Below are 12037 nucleotides of genomic sequence, written 5' to 3' on the forward strand. Positions count from 1 at the left end.
CATCGGGAAAGGGGCGGCCGTGACCGAGCCGCTGGACGGCGAGGCACCGGAGGGGCTCAGCCCCGCGGAGCTGGGCATGTGGCAGGCGTTCCGGAACGGCAGTACGTACGACCTGTCGGCCGGCAACCCGCACCGCGACGATCCCATGACCGGCCGCCCCTGGGGCGAGGAGCGCAGCGTCCGCGCCCGGGTGGTCGCCCGGCTGCTGCTCAGCGGACCGCCCGCGCTGCCCGGGCGAGTCGCCGCACTCAAACTCCGCGGAGTGCGGATCACCGGACACCTCGACCTCGCGGGCGGCACGGTGGGGCCGTACGTCGAACTCACCGGCTGCCGCTTCGAGCACGAGGTCACCCTCCCCGAGAGCCACTTCACCACCCTGCGCATGGTCCGCTGCGCCATGCCGCGGATCGAGGCGGCCCGGCTGCGCACCGAGGGCGATCTGCATCTGCCGCGCTGCCGGGTCGACGGGGGCATCCGGCTCACCGACGCGCAGATCGGCACCGATCTGCTGATCAACCAGATCGTGGCCCGGGCCGACCGGCGTGGCCGGGCCATCGCCGCCGACGGCCTCGCGGTCGCCCAGGACCTCCAGGCGGAGCTGATCGAGACGTACGGCGAGGTCAGCATGCGCGGCGCCAAAGTCGGCGGCTCGATGAGCCTGCGCGGGAGCCGGCTGCGGGCGACCGGGGGGCGGCGCGCCTTCAACGCCCCGCAGCTGACCGTGGAGCGCACGCTGTACATGACCGGCGGCTGGACCACCGCCTCCTCCGGGAGCGCCACGAACACACCGCCGTACGGCACCGACACTTCGGCCACCCCTTCGGTCGGCACCCGGATCAGGCCCTTCGAATGCCACGGCGGGGCACGGCTCGACGACGGGCGGTTCGGCGACGCCGTCGACCTCCACCGCTCGCGGTTCGTCATGGCGGAGGGCGAGGAGCTGTCGCTGCGCCGCATCGTCACGCCCGAGCTGCGCTTCGTCGGGGAGCGGCCCGACGAGGGCCGGGTGGTGCTGAACGGCGCCAGGATAGTGACCCTGGTCGATATGTCGACCAGCTGGCCGGGCCCGGGCGGGCTCGCGATGGGCGGGTTCGTGTACGAGAACCTCGTCCCGTACGGGCACTTCCCGCTCGCCCGGCGTCTGGAGTGGCTGGCCGCCGCGACTCCCGAATACGCCCCCGAGCCGTACGAGCGGCTGGCGACCGTGCTGCGCAACAGCGGCGAGGACGCGGACGCCCGCGAGGTACTGCTCGCCAAGCAGCGCCGCCGGCGCGAGACGCTGCCGTTGGCCGCGAAGCTGTGGGGCTACCTCCAGGACTGGACCGTGGCCTACGGCTACCGTCCCGGCCGGGCCGCGGTGTGGATGGCCGTGCTGTGGGCGGCCGGCGCGGTGGCCTTCTCGCGGTACGACCCGGCGGCGATCAAGGCCGACGAGCATCCGGAGTGGAACGCCTCCCTGTACGCCCTGGACCTGCTGCTCCCGGTGATCGATCTCGGCCAGGACGGCTACTGGAAGCTGGAGGGCGTCTGGCAGTGGGCCTCGGCCGCGCTGATCATGCTCGGCTGGATCCTCGCGACGACGGTCGCGGCCGGTGCGACGCGCCTGCTGAGGCGCGGCTGACACCGGCTCGGCCGGAGATGTCCACAAGCGGTTTATTTACCGTTCCTTGACCATCTCCCCTACAACCTTCCGGCCGATACAAAAGCTTCACCGTCGCCCACTGGCGCGCCTCCGACCTGCGCTTTTCAATGGTCTGCGCCATGCCCTTCCTTCGCGCCCTGATCGGTACCGCGCGCAGGCTCCACGCTCCTCGCGAGCGGCTCCGGGGAGCCTGCCGGGGCTGTGCGCCCGAGCCCCCGGCCGCCGGGCTCCCCTCCGATGACGAGGTACTGCTCGACGCGCCCGACGAGCGGCTCGGTCCCGCCCTCATCGGCGCGGCACTCGGCGACCACGAACGCGCCGCCAAACTGCTCGCCGTCACACGTGACGCCGCCGAGTGGGAGGACCGGGACCGGTATGTCGCCCGGCTCGCCGCCTTCGCCGACCACCGTGACCAGTGGCTCACCGACTGGCTCGCCGCGGCCCCCGGAGACCCCGACGCTCTGCTGCTCACGGCCGAGCTCGCGCTCCGCCGTGCATGGAACGCGCCTGCCCGCGCCGAACGATTGCGCGAGGTCGGCCCGCTGATCGAGGCCGCCGTGGACGCCGGCCCGCGCGACCCGGTGCCCTGGCGGCTGGCCCTCGACCACGCGCGGGGCTCGGGCACGGCCCACACGGCCTTCGAACGGCTGTGGGAGGCGGCGGTGCGCCGTTCCTCCCACCACTACGGCTGCCATGTCGCGGCCCTCAAGTACCTCGGCGCGCACGGCGGCTCGTACGGCGAGTGCCTCGACTTCGCCGAACAGGCCGCCGACGACGCGCTGCCCGGATCGCTGGTGCAGGCCCTCCCCCTGCGCGCCGCCTTCGCCTGCCTGGCCTCCGGGGAGTCCGGCACCGCCCCCGCCGCGCGGCTCGATGCCGCCGCCGACCGCGGGATCGCGCTGTGCGCCGGCCACCCGGCCGGCGAGCCCCGGCCCGCCGAGGTCCGCAATCTGCTGGCGTACGTCCTGAGCGGCCGGGAACGCCGGGCCGACGCGTTGGAGCAGTTCCGGCTCATCGGCCGCTACGCGACGTCCTTCCCGTGGATCAGCCTCGGCGGCGACCCGCTGAGCCGGTTCCTGGAACAGCGCGCCGCCGCGTCGCGTACATCACGCCCGGGCCGTGAAAAGCCCGGCCACCAGTGCTCGGGTGCCTATTACGCTTGAGCGTTGTGACCACCGCGCGCCTCCCCCTCTTCCCGCTGAATTCCGTGCTGTTCCCGGGCCTCGTACTGCCCCTGAACGTATTCGAGGAGCGCTATCGCGCCATGATGCGGGACCTGTTGAAGACGGCCGACGACGAGCCGCGCCGTTTCGCCGTGGTCGCCATCCGCGACGGCCGCGAGGTCGCACCCAGCGCGCCGGGGCTGCCGGAAGGGACGGCCCTGCCCGAGCGCGGCCCCGCCGCCGGTTTCGGGCCCGACCCGATCCAGGCGTTCCACCAGGTGGGCTGCATCGCCGACGCGGCGACCATCCGGGAACGCGCGAACGGCAGCTTCGAGGTACTGGCGACCGGCACGAAGCGGATCAGACTGCTGTCGGTGGACGCGTCCGGACCGTATCTCACCGCCGAGATCGAGGAGCTGCCCGAGGAGGCGGGGGACGGCGCCGGAGCACTCGCCGAAGGCGTGCTGCGGGCCTTCCGCACGTACCAGAAGCGGCTCGCCGGAGCGAACGAACGCTCCACGACCGGCGCCGAACTGCCCGACGAACCCTCGGTGGTGTCGTACCTGGTCGCCGCCGCCGCCGTGCTGGACATACCGGCCAAGCAGCGGCTGCTCCAGGCACCGGACACCGCGACACGGCTGCGCGAGGAGCTGGCGCTGCTGCGGGCCGAGACGGCTGTCATACGGCATCTGCCCTCACTGCCCGCGGTCGAGCTGACCCGGACGCCGACCTGCCCCAACTGACGCAAGGGATACGCACCTTGGCAAAGAAGCCGAAAACCGGCGGAACCCCGGCCACCGTCGCGCTGACCGCGGCGGGCACGCCGTACACGCTGCACGCCTACGAACACGACCCGGCCTCCCCCTCCTACGGCGAGGAGGCCGCCGAGGCACTCGGCGTGTCCCCGGACCGCGTCTTCAAGACGCTGGTCGCGGACGTCGACGGCGAACTGACGGTGGCCGTCGTCCCCGTCGCGGGCTCGCTGGACCTCAAGGCTCTGGCGGCGGCGGTAGGCGGGAAGCGCGCGGCGATGGCGGACCCGGCCGTCGCGGAACGCACCACCGGCTATGTACGGGGCGGCATCTCACCACTGGGGCAACGCAAGAAGCTGCGCACCGTGCTGGACTCCTCGACGGAGGAGCACGCCACGATCTGCATCTCCGCGGGCCGCCGCGGGCTGGAGGTCGAGCTGTCGCCCCAGGATCTGGCGGCGCTCACCGGCGCGGTGGTGGCGCCGGTCCGCCGCGCCTGAGCAATCCCGGGCGGCCGTGGATATGGACACATGGGCCCACCGCGAGCACCGTATGCCCATGTCGAAGAAGACACGCAAGCGGAAGTGGCGGATCAAGAAGGGCCGGGCCAACCACGGCCGCAGGCCCGCGTAGGTCCTGTACGGCCGGTCAGGCCGGATCAGGGAGCGCCCGCCGCGCAGCGGCTGGTGCTCGTGGTGCCGTGCATCGCAAGGCCGAGGAGCGCCCGCCGCGCAGCGGCTGATGTCACCGCATGCGGTGGGGGCACCGCTGGGGGCACCTCTGGGGGCACCCCTGGGGCACCCCTGGGGGCACCCCCAGCGGTAGCTGGGGGAGGTAGCTGGGGGAGGTAGCTGGGAAACGTCGGCGACCGACGACAACGGTGGGGGTACCTCCCGTGCCCGAAGGGCTACGGGGGAGAGGCGCGGTGCCGGACGCCGCGAGCCCGGCATGACCGGCCGGACAGGGCCTGACTCTGGCGCGACATCCCGGTGGGCGGCGGCAACCCGTGCCGCCGCCCACCGTGCGTACGGCTGGTGCTGTGGCCGGAAAGGTTTGCCGGGAAGCTCGCGGCGTCGCGAGCCGGTGAACCTCCGGTCGCGGCACTCTAGAAGACTCATGAAGATCTTGGGTTCTGGCCCCGCCGCGTGAGCGGCGGGGCCAGACTCTTTCTCGTGGTGATGGGGGAATGGGCCGGGGAGACGGTCGGGCCGGATGTGTGGGAGACCTGCCGGGAGTTGATCCCGGCAGGCAGTGTGTTCGCGTTCCTGGCCGAGCATCGCGGCGCGCTGTTCCCGGCGGAGACGTTCGAGGACATGTACCCGTCGGCGAACGGGCGGCCGAGCATGCCGCCGCAGATCCTGGCCGCGGCGATCACGCTGCAGGCCCTTAACGGGCTGTCGGACTTCGAGACGGTCCAGGAGTTGCGGTGTGACCTGAGGTGGAAGGCCGCGTGCGGGCTGGGCCTGCACGACATGGCGTTCGATCCGTCGCTGCTGGCCTACTTCCGGCGCCGGCTGGCCCGCTCGGTGCGGCCGAACCGTGTCTTCGAGACGGTGCGCGAGGTGGTGAAGGCCACCGGTGTCCTCAAGGGCAAGCACCGGCGGGCGCTGGACTCCACGGTGCTGGACGATGCGGTCGCCACCCAGGACACCGTCACCCAGATCATCGCCGCCGTCCGCGCGGTAATTCGCGAGGTCCCCGGGGCCGCTGAGGTGGCAGCCGTGCAGTGCACCGCGCATGACTACAGCGACCCGGGCAAACCAAGGATCGCCTGGAATGACGAGCAGGCCCGCGCCACGCTTGTTGATGCCCTGGTCAGTGACGCGCTCAGGCTGCTCGGGCATCTGCCCGAGCAGGAGCTGGGCGAGAAGGCCGCGAATGCCGTCGGCATCCTGGCCCTGGTCGCCGGGCAAGACGTCGAACCCGCCGAGGACTCCGACGGCCGCGACGGGCGCTGGCGCATCACCCGTGGCACCGCGCAGGACCGGATGGTCTCCACCGTCGACCCCGAGGCCCGGCACATCCACAAAACCCGCACCCACCAGCAAGACGGCTTCAAGGCCCACCTGGCCATCGAGCCCGAGACCGGGTTATACACCGCCGTCGCCCTGCGGCCCGGCAGTGGCCCAGAGCACCACGAGGCCACCGTCGGCCTGGACCTTCTCGCCGAGGAGGACGGGCCGGTGGACGCCTTCGGCGACACCGCCTACTCCACCGGCGATGCCCGCCAGGCCCTCGAAGACGCAGGGCACCGGCTGTTCCTCAAGCCCGCCCCGCTACGGGCGGCCGTCCCCGGCGGCTTCACCCTGGACGACTTCGCCATCGACACCGCCGCCGCCACGGTGACCTGCCCCGCTGGACACACGGTCCCCCTGTCAGACCCCGGCGGACAGCACCACCAGCGCAAGGCGGCCTTCGGGAAACTGTGCGCCGGATGTCCCCTGCGCGAGCGGTGCACCAAGGCCAAGGCCGGCCGCATCCTGACCATCCGCCCACACCACGACCTGCTCGCAGCCGCCCGCCGCCAGGCCGCTACCGACCCCGACTGGCAAGCCGACTACCGCCGCTGGAGACCACCGGTCGAACGCGCCGTCGCCTGGCTCGTCCACCACGGCAACCGCAAACTCCGCTACCGCGGAACCATCGCCAACGACACCTGGCTCCACACCCGAGCCGCCGCCCTCAACCTCCGCCGACTGATCAACCTCGGACTCACCCGCACCGGCGACACCTGGCACCTCGCCCCGGCCACCGGATGACCAGAAGGGCCGCCCGGCCTCCGGCCGGACAGCCCCTCAACAAGATCTTCATGAGTCTTCTAGGGCGTGTTTCGAAAGTCCCGCCTGGTCGGGAACGCCCGGCACGCACGCTCGCCGCGTTGTCGGTCGTCGGCGCAGCCCGCTGCGCTCTCCTCCCTCCGCCTTGCGATCGCACGCACCAGACGCCCCCGACCCCGCCCTCCGGGCGGACGACGCTACTTTCGAAACACGCCCTAGGGCGCGTATTCGGTTGTGATCAAGGGGTGGTCCGCGTGAGGTCCTTGATCCAGATCATCGAGGCGCGGAGGTGGAGGCCGGCGAGGTAGCTCTCAGGGGTCTTGTCGAAGCGGGTGGCGATGCCTCGCCATGCCTTCAGCTTGTTGATCAGCCGCTCGACGGCATTCCGCTCCTTGTAGAGGTCGGCGTCGTGGCTGACGGGCCGACCGCCCCTGCTGCCTTTCTTCTTCCGGTTGGCGGCCTGGTCCTTCTTCTCCGGGATGACCGCCTTGATGCGGCGTTTCCGCAGGTAGGCACGGTTTCCGTGGGACGAGTAGGCCTTGTCGCCGGCAACCGCGTCGGGGCGGGTGCGGGGGCGGCCGACGGGCAGGCGGACCCGCACCTTCTTGAGCACGGGGATGAACTGCGGGCTGTCCGCGGCCTGCCCCGCGGTCAGGACGAACGCCAGAGGACGGCACTTCCGGTCGGCGGCGAGATGAACCTTGCTGGTCAGCCCGCCCCTCGAACGTCCGAGCAGGGCGGCTTTCAGCCGGAGTTTGCGCCGGCGCCGGATGTGCCGTCGTTCTTCCCGCTCGGGGTCGTTTCCGGCGTCCTGCCCGTCTTGTTCTTCCGGGCCGCCCCCTTTTGCCGGGCCTTCTCCTCGTCGACGGCGGCCTTCTCCAGAGCGGTCATGACGTCCTGGCCGAGATGGGTACCGGCAGCGTCGTGGTGGGCCCGGGCTGTGGTGGAGTCCACGCTGACCAGGGACAAGTCCACCTCACCCCGCTTCGCGGCTTCCGCGATCAGGCCCTCCAGCAGGGCTTCGAAGACGCCGGCATCCCTCCACTGCCGGAAGCGGTTGTGGACGGTCGGCCAGGCACCGAACTCCTTCGGCATCTCCCGCCACTGCCCGCCCGTCCTGAACCGCCAGATCACGCCTTCGAATTGCTGTCGCAGCCGTTCGGGGTACGGGCCAAACCTGCCGATTGGCAGGTACGGCTCGATGAACTCCCACTCCTCGTCCGTCAACTGCACCCGCGTCATGCAAGACGATCTACCGGATCAGGCCCCGCCGCGAGGGCGAATCCCGCAAATTGATCACAACTCGATACGCGCCCTAGTGCCCTGGCGCGTCCCCGTCCGGTTCGGGGTCGCGGGGGCCGAAGGCGGCCGTCAGGCCGAGATGGGTCAGCAGCGCGGCGACCGGCCAGGCCAACAGGGCGCTCTTCGCACCCAGGGCGAGCGGCGCATCGAAGACGACGCCCTTGCCGACCTCCTTGGCGTGCGCCACCAGGTCCTGCGTCGGGCCGAGCCAGACTCCGAGCCGCCACGCGACCAGGGAGCCGAGCAGCCCACCCACGGCCAGGCCCACCACCAGCGGGATCCCGCCGTGCTTGCGCAGCCGGAAGACGACGGCCGCGGCGATCACGCCGAAGCCGGCCGCCAGCAGGGTGAAGGTGCCGTCCGCGCCGGCCGCCTCCTCGCCCTCGGTGTCCTTGAGGAAGACGGCCCTGCCGTCGGAGATCAGCGGCACGCGCGGGGCCAGCCACAGCCACAGCAGGCCGAGCAGCACACCCACGACCGTCAGGGCGACCGCCACCAGCACGGCGTCCCGCAGCTCCTTGGCCGAGCCGGGCACGTCACCCTCCACGGGCGAGTCGGACCGGGAGCCGGAGGCGGGAGGCGCGTCATGGGATGGCTGCTGGTGGGGCGGTGTCAGGGGTGCGGTCACCCTGCAATCGTGCCAGGCACTCCCGGCAGGTGCCTCACCGGACTGCCGCGCGCCGGTACGCCCAGGTGGCGACGGCCAGCGAGAACACGCCCACCGCGGCGCAGACAGCGAGGTCCAGCCCGACCGCGGCCCAGTCGGGGTGGGCGTCGAAAGTCCTGGCCAACGCCTCGACGCCATAGGTCGAGGGCAGCAGATCACGGGCGTAACCGATGGGCTGCGGCAGTCCGCCGGCCGGGAGCACGCCCAGCAGCAACGCCGCCGACATGCCCAGCTGACCGAGCAGGGTCGCCAGTTCCTGACGGGGCGCGAGCAGTCCCAGGGCCGCCCCGAGCCCGGCCAGCGCGGCCCCCGCGAGCGGGATCACCGCGGCCAGCACCCAGAGGTTCGCCAGCGGCAGCTGGAACAGGACCGAGCCGACGACGGCGGTGACGACCGTACCGGGCACGGTGAACGAGGCGTACGCGGCCGCGGTGCCCAGCACCACGGCCGCGGGCGGCACGGGCAGGGTCGCGTAGTGGTCGAGTCCGCCGCCGGCCCGTAGCTGGCCGAAGTACTGGGCGAGCAGATTGAGCGCCACAAAGGCGACCACGAGCACGCTGGACCCCGCGACGACGGCCCGCGCCTCGTCGCCGCCGTCGACGACCCCGCGCATCAGGACCATGATCCCGACGGACTGGAAGGTCGCGACGAACAGCAGCGGAATGCGGGCCACCCGGGCCCGGGACAGCTGCGCCCGGTACACGGCGGCGAGCGCCGGCAGCAGCCGGGCGCGCGGCGCGAGGGGGGCGGCGTCCTCGGCACATCCCTGGGCCCGCCCCCGGTCCTGTCCCGTTACCGTCCCGGCGGGGACGACACTCATGCCTTCACCAGGCCTTCCGTACGGCCCCCGAGGGCAAGGTAGACATCCTCCAGGCTCGGCGTGGCCAGGGTGAAGTCGTCGAGCGCGGCGAACGCGGCGCCGCCGGTCACCGTGGCGACGGCCGCGCGGGCCTCGTCGGGTGCGAGCCGCAGGACCCAGCGTCGGCCGGATTCCTGCGCCGAGCCGCGCAGTGCGGCGACCTCGGGGACCTCGAGCGGTGCCCGGTCGCGCCACACCAGTTCGACGCGTACGTCGTTCGCGACGCGCGCCTTCAGCCCGGCGGGCGTGTCACAGGCGATGACCCGGCCACGCTCCAGGACGGCTACCCGGTCGAGGACCGTCTCGGCCTCGATGACGTTGTGGGTGACGAGGAGGACGGTCGTCCCGTGCTCGGCCCGGCGCCGGTCGACCGCGGCCCAGACGGCGCGCCGGGCGACGGGGTCCATGCCGGTGGTCGGCTCGTCCAGGACCAGGACCGGACGCTCGCCGACGAGCGCCGCGGCGAAGCAGGCCAGCCGGCGCTGCCCGCCGGAGAGCTTCTTCAGGGGCCGGGCCGCGATTTCCGTCAGCCCGAGCTCGTCGAGTACACGACCGGTTTCGGCACGGGCCGCCCGGGCGGTGAGGCCGCGCAGCCGGCCGGTGGTCTCGGCCGCCAGCGCGACAGTCAGCTCGTCGAGGGCGGTGGACTCCTGGCCGAGGTAGCCGATGAGCCGGGCGGCCCGCTCGGGGTGACGCACCAGGTCGTGACCGAGGATGTCCACGCTGCCGGCGTCGGGCCGCATCAGCCCGGTCAGCTGGCGTACGAGGGTGGACTTGCCGGCCCCGTTGGGCCCGAGCAGCCCGAAGATCTCGCCGCGGTGCACATCCAGGCTCACCTCGTCGGTGGCGCGCACCGCGGGCGTCGCGGGCGCTCCCCGCCGGCCGCGCCCGGAGGGATACGTCTTGACCAGGCCCCGCACCGCGCACACGATGCCGGCCCGCGTCGGCCCGGCCGCGATGCTCGTACTCACGAGGTACGAGCCTACGGGGTCCCGCCCCGGGCTTCTCCCCCCACCCCGGCCTTTCCGGGTGCCGTGCGGCCCGCGGCGGCCACGTCAGTCCCCCGCAGGAGTGTGCTGCGTCGCCGCGCGGACGTCGATCTCACGCCAGAACCCGGCCCGGATCGCGTAGCGGTCGTGCTCGTCGATCTGGTCGTCCTTGTGCGCGAGCAGCCCGAACCGCGCGGCGTAGCGCAGCAGCTCGCCGTCGATGCGGTGCGGGATGCGCGGGTACATCGAGGACAGCTTCTGGACGTGCGCCGGGTCGGGCAGCCGTTCCATCCAGCGCCGGGCGAAGACCTGGCCGACCTCGTAGGGGTCGCCGCCGACGGTGGTGATGTCCTCCTCGCGGTCGGCCCAGCGCTGCTCCGCGCTGGTGAGCTGGGCCAGCGTGGGCAGGGACGCGGATTCGGAGGGTTCGCCGAGCGCACCGGCGGGGCGTTCGATCCAGCCCCTGTCGGAGGACCAGCGCAGGGTCGCGCTCGACGGGGGCCGGTCGGCCGGCGCCTGCGTACCGGGGCCGCGCAGGGCGGCCAGGTCCTTGGGGGTGGGTACGCCCTTGGGGCCGGCCGGGGTCCGGTCGGCCTCGGTGGCGGACGCGGCGGCGGCCGCCGGGTCCGAGCCGTTGCGCGCGGCCTCGGCCTCCTCCGCGGCGCGCTCGGCCGAGGCGAGCGCGGACTCGGGAAGCGGCGCGGAGAGGATGGCGGCGATCTCGGGACGGGGGGCGGGCGGGGGCGCGCAGACGGTGAACTCCTTGGCCCGTACCGCCTGGCTGATCCAGGCCCGGTCGAGGACGCGGCGCTCGTCGGCCTCGGCGACCAAGTCCTCGGACTGGTTGAAGTCGCCGTCGGCGGCCTGCACGGCCCACAGGTGGACGGCCACGCCGTGTTCCTTGGCGGACATCAGGCCGGGCAGCAGATCACCGTCGCCGGTCACCAGCACCACGTCCGAGCAGGCGCGGTTTCTGGCCAGTTCGGTGAGTTCGGCGTGCATCGCGGCATCGACGCCCTTCTGCGCCCAGCGTCCGTCGCTGCGGGTGAGGGCGCCGAGCCTTACGGTCACGCGCGGCATGACGCGCAGCCGCCGGTGCTCGGGCTGCGGCACCCGGTCGGGGGCGCCGTCGAACCAGTAGATGCGCAGCAACGGCCGCTCGGTGTCCGCCTCGGCGCGTTCCCGCAGCCCCTGGATCAGGGCGGCATGATCGACGGTGATGCGGGAGCGGGCCGGTTCTCCGGCGAGAAGACTCGCGGCGGCGCCCAGCAGATAGCCGGCGTCCACCAGGACGACGCAGCGGTCCACGCGTTCCACCCCTCTTTCCGGGATGCGTTCCTGGATGCGGTTCCAGGTTGCGATTTCGGGTGTCCTTCGAGTCTGCCCGAATACGCGGGGGTTGACGGCCGGAACTCGATCATCGGCGTGGCGGATTCCGAAGTGCCGCTTACTTGGCTTCCCTTACGCACAGCTACGCGGGGTAATGATCCGAAATGCGTTATTTGTCGTGGTGTGTTTGGCTGGTTGCGGCCCTGGCCCCTAATCCGTTCAGGAGGCTCACACCATGGCCAAGAACAGGAACCAGCCGCGTACTAAGCAGCAGCCCCGCTCCACAGCCGCCACCCGCTCCACGGCCGCCGAACGAGGCGCCGAGCAGGCCAAGTCCTCGTCGATGGAGGCACAGGCCGAGCAGCGGCAGTCGCAGGTGACGCCGAATGTCGCCCACAAGGGGCGGCAGAAGCGCTTCGGCCACAACTGACGCTCTCAGGAACGTACGAGGGGCACGCCCGGACGCGGGCGTGCCCCTCACGCATGAGTACCGGCAGCTCCTAGTAGTGCACCGGCTCGCGACGCTCCCCCAGCTACCTCTGGGGGCGCCCCCAAAG

General features: G+C 72.4%; 10 protein-coding genes and 1 pseudogene. 6 read left to right on the forward strand and 5 right to left on the reverse strand.

Annotated elements, in window-relative coordinates; genetic code table 11:
* Positions 1 to 19 precede the first annotated feature (19 nt).
* From ABD858_RS08165 to ABD858_RS08185, 5 genes are all read left to right on the forward strand, one after another.
* A complete protein-coding gene (locus ABD858_RS08165; protein ID WP_345035523.1) occupies positions 20 to 1621 on the forward strand; it encodes an oxidoreductase in 1602 nt (533 codons plus the stop codon).
* Between the two features lie 128 nt (positions 1622 to 1749).
* Positions 1750 to 2805 (forward strand): hypothetical protein, encoded by a 1056-nt coding sequence (locus ABD858_RS08170; protein WP_345035524.1) that lies wholly within the window; start codon positions 1750 to 1752, stop codon positions 2803 to 2805.
* A 5-nt stretch (positions 2806 to 2810) separates the two neighbouring features.
* Positions 2811 to 3548: an LON peptidase substrate-binding domain-containing protein gene (locus tag ABD858_RS08175; protein ID WP_345035525.1), complete on the forward strand. Its 738-nt coding sequence runs from the start codon at positions 2811 to 2813 to the stop codon at positions 3546 to 3548.
* 17 nt (positions 3549 to 3565) lie between these two features.
* Positions 3566 to 4057, forward strand: a complete 492-nt coding sequence (ybaK, locus tag ABD858_RS08180; protein WP_425586171.1) for a Cys-tRNA(Pro) deacylase — start codon at positions 3566 to 3568, stop codon at positions 4055 to 4057.
* A gap of 678 nt (positions 4058 to 4735) precedes the next feature.
* Positions 4736 to 6316, forward strand: a complete 1581-nt coding sequence (locus ABD858_RS08185; RefSeq protein WP_345044323.1) for an IS1182 family transposase — start codon at positions 4736 to 4738, stop codon at positions 6314 to 6316.
* 256 nt (positions 6317 to 6572) lie between these two features.
* Here ABD858_RS08185 and ABD858_RS08190 read toward each other — a convergent pair.
* The 5 genes and pseudogenes from ABD858_RS08190 to ABD858_RS08210 all read right to left on the reverse strand — a co-directional run bounded on the left by ABD858_RS08190 (position 6573) and on the right by ABD858_RS08210 (position 11468).
* Positions 6573 to 7576: pseudogene (locus tag ABD858_RS08190) on the reverse strand (IS5 family transposase).
* Positions 7577 to 7649: 73 nt separating this feature from the next.
* Positions 7650 to 8264: a DUF2567 domain-containing protein gene (locus ABD858_RS08195; protein ID WP_345035526.1), complete on the reverse strand. Its 615-nt coding sequence runs from the start codon at positions 8262 to 8264 to the stop codon at positions 7650 to 7652.
* A 34-nt stretch (positions 8265 to 8298) separates the two neighbouring features.
* Positions 8299 to 9123 carry an ABC transporter permease gene (locus tag ABD858_RS08200; RefSeq protein WP_345035527.1) on the reverse strand — a complete coding sequence of 275 codons (825 nt, stop codon included), beginning with the start codon at positions 9121 to 9123 and terminating at the stop codon, positions 8299 to 8301.
* Positions 9120 to 10091 carry an ABC transporter ATP-binding protein gene (locus tag ABD858_RS08205; protein WP_345044355.1) on the reverse strand — a complete coding sequence of 324 codons (972 nt, stop codon included), beginning with the start codon at positions 10089 to 10091 and terminating at the stop codon, positions 9120 to 9122. The genes ABD858_RS08200 and ABD858_RS08205 overlap by 4 nt, the downstream gene beginning before the upstream one ends.
* A 126-nt stretch (positions 10092 to 10217) precedes the next feature.
* The gene (locus tag ABD858_RS08210; protein ID WP_345035528.1) at positions 10218 to 11468 is read right to left on the reverse strand and encodes an NYN domain-containing protein; all 1251 of its coding nucleotides are present in this window, start codon (positions 11466 to 11468) and stop codon (positions 10218 to 10220) included.
* 247 nt (positions 11469 to 11715) lie between these two features.
* Here ABD858_RS08210 and ABD858_RS08215 point away from each other — a divergent pair, with 247 nt between their 5' ends.
* Entirely contained in the window at positions 11716 to 11910 is a 195-nt protein-coding gene (locus tag ABD858_RS08215) for a hypothetical protein (RefSeq protein ID WP_345035530.1), read from the forward strand.
* Positions 11911 to 12037 lie beyond the last annotated feature (127 nt).

It is taken from the genome of Streptomyces sannanensis, from assembly GCF_039536205.1.
Taxonomy (GTDB): domain Bacteria; phylum Actinomycetota; class Actinomycetes; order Streptomycetales; family Streptomycetaceae; genus Streptomyces; species Streptomyces sannanensis.

Excerpts from the sequence above, each read along its gene's own strand:
- ABD858_RS08200 (WP_345035527.1), bottom strand. The coding sequence starts at position 9,123 with ATGAGTGTCGTCCCCGCCGGGACGGTAACGGGACAGGACCGGGGGCGG.
- ABD858_RS08185 (WP_345044323.1), top strand. The coding sequence starts at position 4,736 with ATGGGGGAATGGGCCGGGGAGACGGTCGGGCCGGATGTGTGGGAGACC.
- ABD858_RS08170 (WP_345035524.1), top strand. The coding sequence starts at position 1,750 with ATGGTCTGCGCCATGCCCTTCCTTCGCGCCCTGATCGGTACCGCGCGC.
- ABD858_RS08215 (WP_345035530.1), top strand. The coding sequence starts at position 11,716 with ATGGCCAAGAACAGGAACCAGCCGCGTACTAAGCAGCAGCCCCGCTCC.